Annotated in this window: 17 protein-coding genes; 11 read left to right on the top strand and 6 right to left on the bottom strand. The window is 40.6% G+C overall.

Annotated elements, in window-relative coordinates; all coding sequences use genetic code 11:
• The first annotated feature begins 25 nt into the window (after window positions 1-25).
• On the top strand, window positions 26-1,081 hold the full coding sequence (locus ACYPZI_RS00470; protein ID WP_459597525.1) for a hypothetical protein: 1,056 nt from the start codon (window positions 26-28) through the stop codon (window positions 1,079-1,081).
• Between the two features lie 25 nt (window positions 1,082-1,106).
• Here ACYPZI_RS00470 and ACYPZI_RS00465 read toward each other — a convergent pair whose 3' ends face one another.
• Complete coding sequence (locus ACYPZI_RS00465) at window positions 1,107-1,916, bottom strand: hypothetical protein (protein WP_459597523.1); 810 nt, start codon at window positions 1,914-1,916, stop codon at window positions 1,107-1,109.
• Between the two features lie 117 nt (window positions 1,917-2,033).
• Between ACYPZI_RS00465 and ACYPZI_RS00460 the strand changes: the two genes are divergently transcribed.
• Entirely contained in the window at window positions 2,034-2,267 is a 234-nt protein-coding gene (locus ACYPZI_RS00460; protein ID WP_459597521.1) for a hypothetical protein, read from the top strand.
• A 30-nt stretch (window positions 2,268-2,297) separates the two neighbouring features.
• Here the strand turns inward: ACYPZI_RS00460 and ACYPZI_RS00455 are convergent, their stop codons facing one another.
• Window positions 2,298-2,966 (bottom strand): hypothetical protein, encoded by a 669-nt coding sequence (locus ACYPZI_RS00455; protein WP_459597519.1) that lies wholly within the window; start codon window positions 2,964-2,966, stop codon window positions 2,298-2,300.
• Window positions 2,967-3,085: 119 nt separating this feature from the next.
• Between ACYPZI_RS00455 and ACYPZI_RS00450 the strand changes: the two genes are divergently transcribed.
• Window positions 3,086-3,319, top strand: a complete 234-nt coding sequence (locus ACYPZI_RS00450; RefSeq protein WP_459597517.1) for a hypothetical protein — start codon at window positions 3,086-3,088, stop codon at window positions 3,317-3,319.
• A gap of 25 nt (window positions 3,320-3,344) precedes the next feature.
• On the opposite strand, the gene ACYPZI_RS00445 is transcribed toward ACYPZI_RS00450, so the two are convergent.
• Window positions 3,345-4,085 carry a hypothetical protein gene (locus ACYPZI_RS00445; protein ID WP_459597515.1) on the bottom strand — a complete coding sequence of 247 codons (741 nt, stop codon included), beginning with the start codon at window positions 4,083-4,085 and terminating at the stop codon, window positions 3,345-3,347.
• 189 nt (window positions 4,086-4,274) lie between these two features.
• Entirely contained in the window at window positions 4,275-5,336 is a 1,062-nt protein-coding gene (locus tag ACYPZI_RS00440; protein ID WP_459597513.1) for a hypothetical protein, read from the bottom strand.
• Window positions 5,337-5,590: 254 nt separating this feature from the next.
• Between ACYPZI_RS00440 and ACYPZI_RS00435 the strand changes: the two genes are divergently transcribed.
• A complete protein-coding gene (locus ACYPZI_RS00435) occupies window positions 5,591-6,724 on the top strand; it encodes an acyltransferase family protein (protein ID WP_459597511.1) in 1,134 nt (377 codons plus the stop codon).
• Between the two features lie 24 nt (window positions 6,725-6,748).
• On the opposite strand, the gene ACYPZI_RS00430 is transcribed toward ACYPZI_RS00435, so the two are convergent.
• Window positions 6,749-7,567, bottom strand: a complete 819-nt coding sequence (locus ACYPZI_RS00430) for an RloB family protein (RefSeq protein ID WP_459597509.1) — start codon at window positions 7,565-7,567, stop codon at window positions 6,749-6,751.
• Window positions 7,568-7,586: 19 nt separating this feature from the next.
• Window positions 7,587-8,966: an AAA family ATPase gene (locus ACYPZI_RS00425; RefSeq protein WP_459597507.1), complete on the bottom strand. Its 1,380-nt coding sequence runs from the start codon at window positions 8,964-8,966 to the stop codon at window positions 7,587-7,589.
• 275 nt (window positions 8,967-9,241) lie between these two features.
• Between ACYPZI_RS00425 and ACYPZI_RS00420 the strand changes: the two genes are divergently transcribed.
• The 7 genes from ACYPZI_RS00420 (at window position 9,242) to ACYPZI_RS00390 (ending at window position 15,397) form a co-directional block, all read left to right on the top strand.
• A complete protein-coding gene (locus ACYPZI_RS00420; protein ID WP_459597505.1) occupies window positions 9,242-10,408 on the top strand; it encodes an XkdF-like putative serine protease domain-containing protein in 1,167 nt (388 codons plus the stop codon).
• Between the two features lie 121 nt (window positions 10,409-10,529).
• Window positions 10,530-11,477 (top strand): hypothetical protein, encoded by a 948-nt coding sequence (locus ACYPZI_RS00415; RefSeq protein ID WP_459597503.1) that lies wholly within the window; start codon window positions 10,530-10,532, stop codon window positions 11,475-11,477.
• Window positions 11,478-11,620: 143 nt separating this feature from the next.
• On the top strand, window positions 11,621-12,160 hold the full coding sequence (locus ACYPZI_RS00410; protein ID WP_459597501.1) for a hypothetical protein: 540 nt from the start codon (window positions 11,621-11,623) through the stop codon (window positions 12,158-12,160).
• 97 nt (window positions 12,161-12,257) lie between these two features.
• Window positions 12,258-12,818, top strand: coding sequence for a hypothetical protein (locus ACYPZI_RS00405; protein WP_459597499.1), 561 nt, complete (start codon window positions 12,258-12,260; stop codon window positions 12,816-12,818).
• Window positions 12,819-12,904: 86 nt separating this feature from the next.
• Entirely contained in the window at window positions 12,905-13,309 is a 405-nt protein-coding gene (locus ACYPZI_RS00400; protein ID WP_459597497.1) for a hypothetical protein, read from the top strand.
• The gene (locus ACYPZI_RS00395) at window positions 13,306-13,512 is read left to right on the top strand and encodes a hypothetical protein (protein ID WP_459597496.1); all 207 of its coding nucleotides are present in this window, start codon (window positions 13,306-13,308) and stop codon (window positions 13,510-13,512) included. Before ACYPZI_RS00400 ends, ACYPZI_RS00395 begins: the two co-directional genes overlap by 4 nt.
• The gene (locus tag ACYPZI_RS00390) at window positions 13,502-15,397 is read left to right on the top strand and encodes a hypothetical protein (protein ID WP_459597494.1); all 1,896 of its coding nucleotides are present in this window, start codon (window positions 13,502-13,504) and stop codon (window positions 15,395-15,397) included. Before ACYPZI_RS00395 ends, ACYPZI_RS00390 begins: the two co-directional genes overlap by 11 nt.
• The last annotated feature ends 1 nt before the right edge of the window (window position 15,398 follow it).

Here is a 15,398-nt window from a genome sequence, read left to right as displayed (position 1 = left end):
TTGTTTATCTATACAATAAAACGCTATGCAAGACCCGAAGAAAAAAGGATTTATAATTGATGTACAATCAAGAGGATTAGACAAGTTTAATAAAGAACTGACAGATGGTGTAAAGAATTACAAAGCGCTTAAAGATACTATCGATGAAATCCCGATACAAGCAAAAAAAGGTATTCCTATAATTAGTGAATTTAATAATCTTATGCAGGATGGGACTAATTTTTTTAAAGGGTTAGCTCCTCAGATCAAAGATAACATAGATGGATTTGGTAAATTACTTCGCTCGCGCAGACGTCCCGTCTGTGTGTTGCGCAGCAAAAAGAACGATTGCTCTTCGAACAAGACACGGACAAAATGTCCGCGCCAGCAAGGGAAGAAACGGAAAGATGAGGAGCAGAAGACCTATGATGGAATGCTTAGTGAAAAACAAGAGATAGAAAGGAAAGAGCGTGAACTACGAGCAAAGAAAGCTAAGAAAGAAGCCGAACAAGAAAAAATAGATAAACTAAACCGTAAAGTTGCACTAATGAAGAATATAGCAGATTCTACGGCAAGTGTTGCTCAGGGGGTAACTAAAACGCTTGGTGCATACCCTTTTCCTTTCAATATTGCACTGGCAGCCATAGTAGGTGCTGCCGGAGCTGTGCAAATAGGAATTATGACCAAGCAGCTTGCCAAATTCGCAGATGGCGGTCTCCTCCGTGGAAAGCGACATGCGCAGGGCGGTATGCGCATCGAGGGCACAAATATGGAAGTAGAGGGCGGAGAGTATGTGGTTAACCGTGAATCTACCAGCAAGAATTTACGATTGGTACGTTATATAAATTCTGAACGCAGAGAACTGAAACCTGCCGATCTCGATTCTTTCTTTGCCCGCTCATCCCGAGGATTTGAACCGGCTTTTAGTCGCATGATGCAAAACGGCGGACAGCTACCCATCGCAGAACCGACAGCGAATATCGATAATGAAACACTAGTGCAAGCTATACAATCTATTCGCATCGAGCCTCGTGTGGCCGTATCCGATATATACCGTGTGCAGGATAGTATGGTTAGCGTTGATGGTTGGGCAGGCGTTTGAAGCTAATTTTACTAAGAATCTTTTATCATAGATATGCAGTCCCATTGAGTAAGTCTCCTGAGAAAGAACTAAAATAGAGGTCATATAATTTAGTATTTCCTGCGTATACAGTCCCATTGAGCAAGTCTCCTGAGAAAGAACTAAAATAGAGGTCATATAATTTAGTATTTCCTGCATATACAGTACCATTAAGCAAGTTTCCTGAGAAAGAACTGAAGTAGAGGTCATATAATTTAGTATTTCCTGCATATACAGTACCATTGAGCAAGTTTCCTGAGAAAGAACTGAAATAGAGGTCATATAATTTAGTGGTTCCTGCATATACAGTACCATTGAGCAAGTTTCCTGAGAAAGAACTGAAATAGAGGTCATATAATTTAGTGGTTCCTTTCCCCTTTCCCCCTCTTACATACTCTCCATCCACATTATAGACAATATCACCTGTGGCGGAAGCGCCCGCCCGCAGGTAGTTGTTGTCTATGTTGAAGACCACATCGCCGGCCTTGCTGCTTCCGGCACGTATCAGCTTATCGTCCAGGTTAAAAACAATGTCACCCGATTTGCTGCTCCCCGCACGGATATAGTCCCCATCGATATTAAAGACCGCATCGCCTGTCGTCCCCTTTCCCGCACGTATGAGGTTGCCATCGAGGGTAAAGACGATATTTTCCTTCGGTGTCGGTGGATTAGGGTTTGGTATTGGCGTCGGCGGAGTCGGTTCGGGCGTGTACGGGTTATCGTCGCCACAGGCGGATAAACCAATGCAAAGGATCAGTAAGCCCCCCGCCCCCCATAGGGGAAGTTTAGCCTTTATATATGAAAAGATTACATTCATACTCGTTCGCTTTTAGTCCTGTTTCTCCCCTTTGTGGAGATTAAGAGGGGCGCTTTACAAATATAGACTATCCTTTTCATCCGATGGTTTAAATTCACAAGGAAATTTTTTGGCGTTTTGTGGTTCTTTCTTCCGGATTGCTTCGCTCGCGCAGACGTCCCGTCTGTGTGTTGCGCAGCAAAAAGAACGATTGCTCTTCGAACAAGACACGGACAAAATGTCCGCGCCAGCAAGGAGGATACACTAGTGCAAGCTATACAATCTATTCGCATCGAGCCTCGTGTGGCCGTATCCGATATATACCGTGTGCAGGATAGCATGGTAAGTGTAGATGGTTGGGCAGGAGTGTAAGAGTTATTTAGCTGGGGCGATAGTACCCAGCTATTCTCTATATACTTTACCTGAATGTAAGCCATCAGACCAATTCACAAATTCCATTCTATATAACAAAGTGTTTCCTGCATATATTTTACCTGAATGTAAGCCATCAGACCAATTTATAAATTCCATTCTATATAACAAAGTGCTTCCTGCATATATTTCACCTGAATGTAAGCCATCAGACCAATTTATAAATTCCATATTATATAATTGAGTAGTCATCGTACCCTTCCCGACTCTTACATACTCTCCATCCACATTATAGACAATATCACCTGTGGCGGAAGCGCCCGCCCGCAGGTAGTTGTTGTCTATGTTGAAGACCACGTAGCCTGTCTTGCTGCTGCCGGCACGTATCAGTTTGTCGTCCAGGTTAAAGACAATATCCCCGGTTTTGCTGCTTCCCGCACGGATATAGTCCCCATCGATATTAAAAACCGCATCGCCTGTCGTCCCCTTTCCCGCACGGATGAGGTTGCCATCGAGGGTAAAGACGATATTTTCCTTCGGTGTCGGTGGATTAGGGTTTGGTGTTGGCGTCGGCGGAGTCGGTTCGGGCGTGTACGGGTTATCGTCTCCGCAGGCGGATAAACCAATGCAAAGGATCAGTAAGCCCCCCGCCCCCCATAGGGGAAGTTTTGCCTTTATATATGAAAAGATTACATTCATAATCGTTCGCTTTTAGTCCTGTTTCTCCCCTTTGTGGAGAGATTAAGAGGGGCGCTTTACAAATATAGACTATCCTTTTCATCCGATGGTTTAAATTCACAAGGAAATTTTTTGGCGTTTTGTGGTTCTTTCTTCCGGATTGCTTCGCTCGCGCAGACGTCCCGTCTGTGTGTTGCGCAGCAAAAAGAACGATTGCTCTTCGAACAAGACACGGACAAAATGTCCGCGCCAGCAAGGAGGATACACTAGTGCAAGCTATACAATCTATCCGCATCGAGCCTCGTGTGGCCGTATCCGATATATACCGTGTGCAGGATAGTATGGTTAGCATAGATAGTTGGGCAGGAGTGTAACCTGAAGCATGGTTATTTCATGCTTTTAATATATGTTATCGCCTGCATATATGCACCATCTATCATCATTATACTTATAAATGGTATATACTGTAGTTCCATAAGTTCTGTTACCTGCACAGATATACCATTTATCATCATTATATTTATAAATGGTATATACCGTAGTCCCATAAGTTCTGTTGCCTGCACAGATATACCATTCATCATCATTATATTTATAAATGGTATATACCGTAGTTCCATAAGTCCTGCTACCTGCACAGATATACCATTCATCATCATTATATTTATAGATGGTCGCAATTAAATGACTGGTTGTATCCTTTCCCCCTCTTACATACTCTCCATCCACATTATAGACAATATCACCTGTGGCGGAAGCGCCCGCCCGCAGGTAGTTGTTGTCGATATTAAAGACCACGTCGCCGGTCTTGCTGCTTCCTGCACGTATCAGCTTATCGTCCAGGTTAAAAACAATGTCACCCGATTTGCTGCTTCCCGCACGGATATAGTCCCCATCGATATTAAAGACCGCATCGCCTGTCGTCCCCTTTCCCGCACGGATGAGGTTGCCATCGAGGGTAAAGACGATATTTTCCTTCGGTGTCGGTGGATTAGGGTTTGGTGTTGGCGTCGGCGGAGTCGGGTCGGGCGTGTACGGGTTATCGTCTCCACAGGCGGATAAACCAATGCAAAGGATCAGTAAGCCCCCCGCCCCCCATAGGGGAAGTTTTGCCTTTATATATGAAAAGATTACATTCATAATCGTTCGCTTTTAGTCCTGTTTCTCCCCTTTGTGGAGATTAAGAGAGGCGCTTTACAAATATAGACTATCCTTTTCATCCGATGGTTTAAATTCACAAGGAAATTTTTTTGGCGTTTGCAATGACGAAAAAAAACAGCCTCTTAACATCGAGAGACTGTTTTATATCTAATTAGAAAGGAATTGTTTTTAATCCACAAAATAATTATCGGTGTTGAAATGCCTTGTCTTTATATCCATGGCATTGAATGACTCGATCAGTTTCGCTGCTTCTTCCTTCATTTTCTTACCATCATTTTTGTCGTGGTCGTTTGCGAAAAGCAAGTCGGCATATTCTGCTACTTTTTCAGGTTGATCTAAATAGAAATATATTTTGGCTACATTGTAATATCCTACATAGCGGAGTTTAACATCTGCTTTCAGCTTAGGGTCGGTATATCTTTTAGGCAGTTCTTTGAAGTAATTCAGCTCTTCTTCTACATCGGCTTCGGTAAGCCCACTGTTGGGATTCATCGATTCTAATTTCGATTTCAGGTTGTCGGCCATTTCCCTGAGTTTCTCATTTTCAGGATGTTTTTTCTCATTTATAGTCTTTATCATTTCCGACGATGTCGATTCAGCAAATCCATATAGACGTGAAAATGTAAAGGTTGCGTTTTTTATCGCTTCAAAGGCAAGGTCACTTCTTATTTTTTCAAAGACATCATCTCTTTGCAATTTCCAGTTATTATTTGCGTCTTTCAATGTCGAGTATTCTTTAGTCTGGTATTTCAGGCTACTGGCAAACTTATTAAATACCGGCTGGTTGATAATTAGTTTGTCACCCTGCTTAAATAGAGCATTTGCATTGAAAGAGTACGAAACAATAACACTGTAATAGTGGTTGCGTCCGGTAATCTTCCCATCTCTGTCTTTTATTTCTTCTACGCGCTCGTTTACCTCAGGAACAGAGAAAGATACCGGCAACAGATTTACTGTAATAGAAAAATCGCTGTCTTTATTGTCTGTGACAAATCGTTGACCTTGTATCTGCAAAGCATCATACAGGTCATCTATATTACTTAACGATTCCTGAGTTTCTCCCGGCATATTGATTAGTTTGCTGTAATAGAAAAACTTTGGAGTTTGGGCTTTATCCGGAAAACTTCGGTAACTGAGTCTGAATCTGTGGCTATCGATATTTACGTTTTTTTGCGCGTTAAGCGAAGTTGCCATCAAGAGGAATAGGAACAGTTTTAATGTTTGTTTCATGATCTTTATGTTAAAGTAAGTATTTTGTTATTAAAAACAACGTAAATATATGAAACAAATTACAAAGTGGAAGTATTTGATTTCTTATTTAACTTTGTACTCCGTCATTGCGAACGGAGTGAAGCAATCCAGATGAACTGATTTTCGTTTGCCCGGATGTTATCAGGCAATTATCATTCTCTATCCCAAGATTTTTCTTATTTTTGCAACTTCCTTTTTGAAAGACCGGAATATTAAAAATAGAAACAGATCTTATGTCGAAAACACAAATCCCTATGGCTGCATTTGCCGATACCAAACCACATTACGGGATACTTGATGGATTGCGCGGGGTGGCTGCTATCACAGTTGTATGTTTTCACCTGTTTGAAGCTTTTGCGACCAGCCATTTGGACCAACGCATCAATCATGGTTATTTGGCTGTCGATTTTTTCTTTATACTGTCAGGATTCGTTGTCGGTTACGCTTATGACGATCGTTGGGGCAAAATGAAAATAAAGGACTTCATCAAACGCCGTATCATACGCCTTCATCCGATGGTTGTGATGGGAGCCATTATCGGGGCAGTGATGTTCTATACTCAGGGCTGCCCGGTATGGGATGTGTCGTTAGTGCCTGTCATGGCGTTGTTTGTCGCTACATTTCTCAGCATGCTGTTGATACCGGCTACTGTCGGAACAGAAGTCCGGGGTGTAGGAGAAATGTTTCCCCTGAATGGGCCAAGCTGGTCTTTGTTCTTCGAATATATTGCTAATATCCTGTATGCCTTGTTCATTCGCAAGCTACCGACCAAAGCGCTTGCCTTGTTGGTTTTTGCTACCGGATGCGGCTTGGCGTCATTTGCCATATTGGGGCCTTTGGGTGATATTTGTGTCGGATTTTCGCTTACCGGAACAGAATTTACAGGAGGATCGCTGCGCTTATTGTTTTCTTTTTCGGCCGGATTGCTCCTTTCCCGCGTTTTCAAACCTGCTGATATAAGGGGCGCTTTTTGGATATGCACTCTGGCTGTGGTTGCCCTTCTGGCTGTACCGCGCATAGGTGGAGCCGGTCATTTGTGGATGAACGGAATCTATGATACGTTGTGTGTTGTCGCGTTTTTTCCGCTTCTTGTCTATTTGGGAGCTTCGGGAAAATGTACCGATCGGTACACAACCCGTATATGCAAGTTTTTAGGGGATATTTCCTATCCTTTGTATATGGTACATTACCCTTTCATCTACCTGTATTTTGCCTGGGTGAAGAATAATGATCTTACATTCGAGGAATCATTTCCCGGTGCGGCGGCAGTTGTTGCCGGAAGCATCGTTTTAGCTTATATCTGCCTGAAGTTTTATGATGTGCCGGTACGGAGGTATTTGACGAAGAGGTTTTTGAAGAGGGGGTAAGAAAAAGGTTTCGTCATTGACAGTTTAGAGTATTTCAGCATCTTTAGGCTTAGAGTTTTTATGCCTTTCTGCTACCTCTTGTACTTTCTTTCTATATTCTGACAGCTCTTCTTTTATAAGAGGCAATATTTCTTTTGCTAAAATATGCATTTGAGAAGAAAATTCGGATGGAATACCATCTTTATCTTCTGTATAGTTTTTTTCTGAATTTACAATAGCTTCTTCAATATACAAAAAAGCTCTATGCGGAGTTATTCCGGTTTTATATTTGTTGTGGACATACTCTTTACACGCTCCACTGCATTTATCCGGTTCTTTAGGTTTCACAAAGTCTGTTGGTTTACAATCGAAGCATGAATAGTATAGCCATACTTCAAAGCAGAAATTACTAATAATTAGATTAAAGTTTTGCTCCTTACATTTTGGTATTATCGTTAAAAGCTTAGCTCTAAAATGATCTACATCAGAAACCAGATAAAATTTATCAGACTTAACAATCTCTTGTAATCCACTTTGTACATTTTTTGCTTTTTCGAGCATTTGTTCAGGATCAAGTCCCTGACCTTTTTTAGAAAAGAATCTAGCATCTATTCTTGGGAAATGAGTTCTTGAATCATACTTCAACTTTTTAAAATATTTCTTTTCTTTTTCTTCACCTCCCGAAATAATGATAAACAGAGACGAACTGAAATTCTTTTCTGGCTTTGAATATCCATCTCTTGCTTCCGGTATCAGTTGAGCAGGTTTTGCAGGAACTTCTTTTGTTTTAGTCGTCGGCTTCGATTTTTTTATCTCCCTAAAGCCGCCTTCTTTTATGTAACTGTTTTTCTTTTCATCACTCATGGCAAGTAAGGTTTAGAGGTTATTCTTCTATCAATTCTTCGATATCGGGTATACCTCCATACCTTCCGTCCATATAACCGTTTCTTATATTTATTGTGTTATGCTCTTTGAAGTCATTTAATGAATAAAGCGTAGTATTTCCGTTATGTTTTTCTGTAAGCCAGATTTCATCAGCACGAAACAGTTTGTCTGTATATTCTTTTTCAGTATCTTTTTCTTTCGGCTGTTTCTTTTGATTTAACAGTTCCGTTTCGTGAGTAGTAAATATCAGTTGTCCTTTTGTTTTTGTTTTAGAGAAGTACTCAAGCAACTTATAGATTAAAGCCGGATGGATGCTGTGTTCTATTTCATCAATAAAATAAACTTTGTTAGAATTAATCATTTCATATAATGCCGGAATTAACATTAAAAGCCGAATTGTGCCATCCGATTGATCATCAAAAGCTAATTTTCCGATAAAACCATCTATGCCATATTGTTCAAATAATAATTTTTTTACAAGGAATTTATTATCGACCTTTTCTATGTTTATAGAAGGTTTATTATACGAGCCCAAAGATACTCTCCCTGTATCCTTATCTTTAAATGTTTTTTTTACTATCTCGTTTATATAATTATAATAATCCGGATCTTTAGCCAATAAATCTAAAAGGTTATCTTCTTCAATTATTAAAGCTCCGATTCCCAAGCTTAATTTTGTCGCGATATTATTTGTGAAATGAAGGAGTTTCATGTCGTTTTTAGCTAAAAGACTGAACAATTGCGGTATAAAACTTGATGTTGATAGAATCTCAATTTTTTTAGAGAACCATTTATATGCAATCTTCACATCTTCGTTATCGATAATGGGAAATCTATTATTAAGAGACAGTATTGAAGATAGAGGGTTGTCTTCTATAAGTTTATTCGTAGCTATTCTAAACTTTTCGTCAAGCTTTTCTGATAATTTTATTTCTTTACACTTTCTCAGAAATAATAACTGATTTTCTGAATTACCAATTCCTGAAATATATAAAGCTTCCTTTTTTACAATATCTTCATCTACTTCTATTTCATATATAAAGTATCTGCCTTCGTTTTCGAATTCTATGGATATAGAAATGGGGTCTGTATTCTCTTTGACAAGTGCAAATTTAAAGTCTTTAATTTTTTTTGATTCTATTTCTGCGGTTAGATAGTTTTCTTTTTTCGCAAAACCAACAATAAAACCAATAGCCTTAAGCAAATTAGATTTTCCGGCAGCATTCGGGCCGTATATTGCCGCCTGCTTCAACAAAGGCACTTCCATATCTGTATAAATATGGTCGGATAGAGTTGTACGCTTTGGATTAGGAAACATGTTGAATTCTGTTTCCTTATAAAAAGAAAGGAAATTCTTTACTTTTAGTCGTAATAACATAGCTTGGCGGTTTTTTGCTTAATATTCAACAAATATACAATTATTTTTATCATCCGTGATTTTTTCACGGATATTTTTATAATAGATAAAGTAATTGAATTTTATTAACAACGTGCTAAGCTAAAAGTTTTTACTCTTTGTTTACTCATTATTATCTCCTCGTCATTGCGAACATAATGCAATGACGAATGATGCGGTATTAATTATTCACTGTTGACTGAAATTGCATTTTTCTTTCCTGCAATTATCTATAAGTGAAAATAACCGCTACCAATATGAAGATTCCTGTTTACAACTTACTGATAGACGAAAACGAGAACGACGAAACAGGCGTTTGGGCTATTTCGTTTGTAGACCAGCCTGCCAACGAGGTCGATTTCGTTGCCCTCGGCAAAGGCAAAGAAGAAGTGTACCTTAACAAAGACACGCAGAAACAAGTGCTTACGGGCGTTATCCTCAAACCCGAACAACTGATCTATCGCCGCAGCGAAAAGCTGGGAGACTATTACATCCGCTTTTCGGCCGAACAGATAGAAAAAATTGCCCGCAAAATGATGCGCACAGGTGTAGCCCTGCAAAATACGACACATCAGCACAGCACCCCTCTCACCGGAAATTATTTGACAGAACTCTGGATTGTGGAAGACCCCCGCAACGACAAAGCCAATGCGCTGGGATTTGCCAACCTGCCCAAAGGTACGCTAATGTGCAGTTACAAGATCGATGATAAAGCCTATTGGGACAGCCAGGTAATGACCGGCCATGTCAAAGGCTTTTCGCTCGAGGGCTTCTTCAGTCAGGAGCTTGCCATGTCAAAATCAAATAAACAACTAATTATGAACAAGAAAAAAAGAAAAGAATCTACATTGCTGGGGCGGATATCGAGGTTTCTTCTCGACCTCGATACTGTCACCTCTGCCGATGCTACGGCAAGCGGTATCCCTTATGTGGTGTTCGTGCTGGTCGACGGCAAAGAAGCCTATGTGGACGAAGACGGATTCGTTACGCTCGAAGGCGAACAGATGCCGGCAGGGGAACACAAGCTGGCTAATGGAAACCTCTTGGTAGTAGACGAGCAGGGGCAGTTTGTGGAAACGCGCGAACCGTCGGAAGACAAGACCAAACCCGAGGAAACCAAAGCTCCGCAAGCCATGAGACGCAACCGCAAGCAAAAACTGGCTTCGAATTTCGATCCTAAAACATCCGAAGCTCTGAAAGCTAAAATCGCAGAGATGCAACAAACTATCGACCTGCTTACTCAGTCATTAGGCGAAGCGCAATCGATGCTCGAAGACACCAAAGGACAGGTGGAAGAAATGCGTCGCCGCACGCCGTCGGCCCGTCCTGCCGTGCAACTCAATATCCAAAAGCCTGTTAGCGAAATGACTACAGCCGAACGCATGGCGATGGCGCTTAATCAAACTATAATACGCAGAGGTTAGCCATTAGCTTTTAGCCGATAGCTTATAGCTTTTTGTGGCTTTGCTCAGCTAATGGCTAACAGCTAACAGCCAATAGCTCATTTTCAAATTACCTAATTTTCAAATTTTCAAATTAATCATTATGGCAAATATGTACGACATTTCATCATTGACTTATCAGCCTTCATCCAACATGGATTGGTTTACTAAAGCCGTGTTTGGCGGAAAGCTGATAGAAAAAGGAAAAATAACTCCTATCATCGGAGTGAAGGAATCTACTCAGCTCAATCTGATCGACATTGCGGGAAACATCCTTCAGGCCGATACCCGCGACTGCGCGTGGACACCGCAACAGATAGCCAAGTTGAGCGAAAAAGAATTGAAAGTAAAAACCTATAAAATCAACCTCGAACAATGTATCGACGAGCTTGAGCGCAAACGTACCATCTGGATGATGGGTCCCGGAGCCAGGAATCAGGAATTGCCCGACACGTTGGAAGAAGCTACTATGACTCTGCTTGCCAATGAATTGAGCAGCGAGATAGAAACTAAGATCTTCCGAGGCGACAGCACAGCCAATGCCAACGACTTCGATGGCGTTATCAAAGTATTGACCGACAGCGCCGAGGCCGTGAAGGTTATAGGCGTTGCCCTTACCAAAGACAATGTATTGGCAGAAATCGAGGAAGCCTTTGCAGCGCTTCCCGACGATGTTGCAGCCGCAGGTCTCGAAAAGGAAAGCCTTAACGTGTATGTTTCTTATGCTACACTGATGAAGGTGAAAATCGCTTTGGGTGGTGTGTTTGGTGCAAACGTGGTGGTAAATCCGAACTTCATCGTAGAAAATGATGTGGTTAAATATCTTGGCGCAGAGATCGTACCGGTGAAAGGTCTTGCCGACAATGATATGATTGTTGCCGAAGCATCGAACTTCCTTTTGGGTACCGACCTGTTGAGCGATCTTGAAGAGATCCGCCTTGGACAATTCCCTGCTCCTCACGACAACAAAATCTTCATCGATGGACGTTTGCGTCTGGGCTTCGTTATTCCGTTCGAAGACGAAGTAGTGTATTATTCACCGAATAACTAAACGTCAATTAGCCAATTTGAAAATTAGCAAATTTGAAAATGGAGCGCAAGCGACAAAAACATTTGCTAATCTGCTAATTTTCAAATTAACTTATTTTCAAATTAATTCATTTTCAAATTTTCAAATTTTCAAATTATTTTATCATGGGATGTAAATTAACGTCAAATATTACAAAAGAAAATTGCAATTATTCAGTAGCCGGAGTAAAAGCGCTGTATCTCTACAACTACGATTCGGAAAACTCATATACACCCGATTCGGCAACTACAGCTATTACGGCGATAACCTTAGCGGATGGAGCCAAAGCCTATAAAGTAGACTTTGTGGAAAATACAGCCTCCTTCTCCGACGAGTTAGCCGTAAATGGTAACGGCGGAAAATACCGTACCCATACAGTAAACTTTACACTTAGCGAATACGATTACAACATTCTCAATCAGGGTGATGCTCTGAGTCTGGGCAGATTTACGGTAGTGGTCGTAGATAAATCGGGCCGTATAGTCGTTCTCGGCCGTATCAACGGATTGAGTGCAACGGCTTTCAACTATGCTTCGGGCGCTGCCGAAGCCGATGCCAACGGTTGGACGGTGACAATGGCAGGAACAGAAATGGAGATTGGCCGCCTGCTCGAAAGCGAAAGTGTTATCAAATCTATTGTGGATTCAACGGTAGTTGCTCCGTAAAAAATCATTATTAGCCATTAGCTTATAGCTTTTAGCCCTTAGCGGCGCGAAGCACTAACAGCTAATGGCTATTAGCTAACAGCTTTATCTATAAACTATGGGATGTAAACTGATACAAAATATTAAGCATTCGTGCGAATATAACGCGGGAGGTATCACTGAGATATATCTGCTCGATATTGACGACTTTGTAGCTTATCAGTTCGAAGGTGATGCCTTGTATGACGGTTGTATGGTGGACACAATCAAGACGCAAAATGTAGATTACTTGCGGATGGATACGGTGATCGAAAGCAATTTTACCGAAACGCAGGATAGCGGCATTTTCAAACAGACCTTATCCACATTTGTGGGTACGCCCGAAGCATCTAAAACATCCAATCTGCTATTATCGGCAGGTCGTAAATACTTGGTGGTGTTCAAAACTTCGCAAGGTATGTTTTACTCTTTCGGGAGCGATGGAGGAGCGACTATCGCTTTTAGCCAGCAAACGGGGCAACAGGGCGAGGCTTCGGGATATAGTATTGCGATTACCAAGAATTCTATCTATCCCCTGTTTGAGGTCAATGCCCGCAAGTTCAACAAGATACTTGTACTGGGCACTCATCCGGGTGTGATGGTACCTACCGAAGATAACAAAAAAGCAATTTTAATTTAAATTAAGGAGTTAAGTAGTCAAAGGAGTTAAGTGGCAACTCTACTCTAACTTCTTTAACTCCTGAACTTCTCTAACTACTAAAAAATATGGCAAGTATATTACCGGTTCCTTTATCGGAACTGGATGAAATAAAAGATCCGGATTCGTTTTTTGTCTTTGCCTCGAAGACGAATACCGATGGCACGGTTGAATCGGGCAAGGTAATGTTCGCCGAACTTGGCGAAGCAGTAAAAAGGATTCAGCTTGAACGGCGCATCTCCCTGACTATGGAATCTACCGAAACAGATATGTTTATCGGTGAAGAGATAGCTATCTATCGGGTGGAAGGGCATAATGTCGGTGAATGCAGAATTAACGGAAACATTGTAGCTATCGGCGAAGACGTGGAAGTCTCTCTTCCAAAAGGAGAACTGTCTACTTTCAGCATTATCCGCACTCTTACCGACTCCAAAGGGTATTTATTTATTTACGCAAAAGCAAAAATATTATGATATACGAAGTAACAAAAGGCGAACAAGAGTTCGAGGTCGATGATCTTGTTCTCTTTGACAAACAGCCTCTTTCCGTTCAACGGATTTTTAATGATGAAAGACTGGGAGATACAGCCGTTTTCGATAATTGCAGCATGTCGTTATTGACTAATGGTAGAATAATAATAACACCAACAGTAAACAATATAGATTATGAGGTATAGTTTTAGAGATAAATATTACAATCCGAACGGTATAGATGTTATTGCTACCGGACAAACCGTATTGTTCTGTTATCCGTTCTCATCCGGTGACGGAACTCGCGAGAATCCCACAAATGCCCTCGGCAAAAATCTGGTCAATATACTAGCGAATGGTGTATATAGATTCTCTGGAGTAACAACAGGCCGCTATGAAAATTTTTATGTTATTGGTCACGGAAAGGCAAATACAGTATTGATTGACTTTTTATGTGCACATAATGACGACAGAGAAACATCCAGATACTTTAAAGATGTATCTTTAATAAGACCTACATTTACAACTTCAAACACAAGTCCCAGTTTAAATTTTGTGTTTTCAAATGTTATTATAGACGGTCTTCAAAGTGCTCTTCCTTCAAACTTTAGACTGACCTCTAAACAGAGTTTGTTTAAAAAGGTGGTGACTTCTATCCCTAATGTACAAACAGCAAGTATAAATAATTCATTTTACAGCGGATGGTATACTATGCTTGGGAATCTGTCTTTGTTCGATCAATGTGATATTGTTGTCAGTCAAACGACATTAACGACTTATCTGAACAGCTATTTTGCTTTTAACAGTTGTAGGTTCAGAATAGGAACTGAAACCGAATTTTCGACCTTGCAGCCTAAAGACGCAAACAACGCCTTAATTGTAAATCCGACTGAATTGGATTTTAGAAACGAATTTGTAAGGAGATGTACCAATGCCGGATTAACCGTTCCTTCTCCGGTGACTGAGTTGGGTGAAACTCTATCTATGTATCGTTGGGTTTTTGCAAACAACGCTTCTATCGAGGGGGCTGTATTGCCGAACTCAATTATACACAAGTTTGAGCAACGCAGGTCAATCTATTTCGGATATACATCAATGAGAAATGGATTTTTTGTGAGTACAGCAAATCTGAAAAATTCATTCAACCCCTTCAATCCACACGAAAATTTTGTGATAAATAATAATTCTATCTCTTTGTCGGATGATATAGATATATCCCTGAATAAAACGGCTTATATAGATTCAAATATCATGTGGCTAGGTGGGAAAAAGAGCATAGGCAGTTTGGAAATACTTCAAACGTTTTCAAAAGAGTTCGGAGTGAATGTTGATACCACTAAGTCATTAAATAATACGCCTGTTTCAGAGATCACAGGATATGAAAACGGTTTGTCAAAGCTGTTTATTGTCAGGTCGAACAATACGGATTTAGCTACTGTAACATACAACGGCATTACTTATACATCTTTACTTTATACAAAGAAAAATATAATAAAGAGTGTAAGTGGTAAAACGTCATTCACAGCATCAGAAAATGCAGAAGTGTACGAAATTATTGATGAACTGCAATATCAGACCCTGCAAGTCCGTGTCGCAAATAAAATACCAAGTGACATTATAACGGCGGGTATGGCTTTAATTTCAGATTATTGGTATCTTGTTGAGCATGACACCGACCAAAGCAACACAGCCGACTATGTAACTTATAACGGTGTCAACTATCCGGCTGGAAGTTCATTCTGTGCGTTGGGAACTGCAACATTTACTAAAGCAGGTAACATACATTTGCGCCGTTGTTGGCACAAGGATTTTGATTTGAACACAGAAACAACGGACAAATCGTTTTGGCAAAACATACAAAAACCTGAATGGATGGATGTTGTGGACGATGATCCGCGCTGTTTTTTCAAGAATAACAATCCTGCATCAGATGAAGTATTAAAAGCCTCTGACGGTAAGTATATGGCTTCCGGTCATCCTGAATTTTACAGCCGTCTTGTAGGGTTAAACGGCATTCCGCAAAACGGATTTCAGATATGTGGTGTTTATGCTCAATTCAGAATCGTATTAACAACATTAAACCCTTTGTAAA

The sequence above is a fragment of the Dysgonomonas reticulitermitis genome (assembly GCF_054601275.1).
Note: the sequence above shows the minus strand (reverse complement) of the source record. Positions and strands in the feature narration are given on the sequence as shown.

What these genes read in the sequence shown, in the direction of transcription:
- ACYPZI_RS00425 (WP_459597507.1), bottom strand. Translation starts at nt 8,966, where the DNA reads ATGTTATTACGACTAAAAGTAAAGAATTTCCTTTCTTTTTATAAGGAA.
- ACYPZI_RS00390 (WP_459597494.1), top strand. Translation starts at nt 13,502, where the DNA reads ATGAGGTATAGTTTTAGAGATAAATATTACAATCCGAACGGTATAGAT.
- ACYPZI_RS00440 (WP_459597513.1), bottom strand. Translation starts at nt 5,336, where the DNA reads ATGAAACAAACATTAAAACTGTTCCTATTCCTCTTGATGGCAACTTCG.
- ACYPZI_RS00455 (WP_459597519.1), bottom strand. Translation starts at nt 2,966, where the DNA reads ATGAATGTAATCTTTTCATATATAAAGGCAAAACTTCCCCTATGGGGG.
- ACYPZI_RS00405 (WP_459597499.1), top strand. Translation starts at nt 12,258, where the DNA reads ATGGGATGTAAACTGATACAAAATATTAAGCATTCGTGCGAATATAAC.
- ACYPZI_RS00430 (WP_459597509.1), bottom strand. Translation starts at nt 7,567, where the DNA reads ATGAGTGATGAAAAGAAAAACAGTTACATAAAAGAAGGCGGCTTTAGG.
- ACYPZI_RS00410 (WP_459597501.1), top strand. Translation starts at nt 11,621, where the DNA reads ATGGGATGTAAATTAACGTCAAATATTACAAAAGAAAATTGCAATTAT.
- ACYPZI_RS00420 (WP_459597505.1), top strand. Translation starts at nt 9,242, where the DNA reads ATGAAGATTCCTGTTTACAACTTACTGATAGACGAAAACGAGAACGAC.
- ACYPZI_RS00445 (WP_459597515.1), bottom strand. Translation starts at nt 4,085, where the DNA reads ATGAATGTAATCTTTTCATATATAAAGGCAAAACTTCCCCTATGGGGG.
- ACYPZI_RS00435 (WP_459597511.1), top strand. Translation starts at nt 5,591, where the DNA reads ATGTCGAAAACACAAATCCCTATGGCTGCATTTGCCGATACCAAACCA.
- ACYPZI_RS00465 (WP_459597523.1), bottom strand. Translation starts at nt 1,916, where the DNA reads ATGAATGTAATCTTTTCATATATAAAGGCTAAACTTCCCCTATGGGGG.
- ACYPZI_RS00415 (WP_459597503.1), top strand. Translation starts at nt 10,530, where the DNA reads ATGGCAAATATGTACGACATTTCATCATTGACTTATCAGCCTTCATCC.
- ACYPZI_RS00395 (WP_459597496.1), top strand. Translation starts at nt 13,306, where the DNA reads ATGATATACGAAGTAACAAAAGGCGAACAAGAGTTCGAGGTCGATGAT.
- ACYPZI_RS00470 (WP_459597525.1), top strand. Translation starts at nt 26, where the DNA reads ATGCAAGACCCGAAGAAAAAAGGATTTATAATTGATGTACAATCAAGA.
- ACYPZI_RS00400 (WP_459597497.1), top strand. Translation starts at nt 12,905, where the DNA reads ATGGCAAGTATATTACCGGTTCCTTTATCGGAACTGGATGAAATAAAA.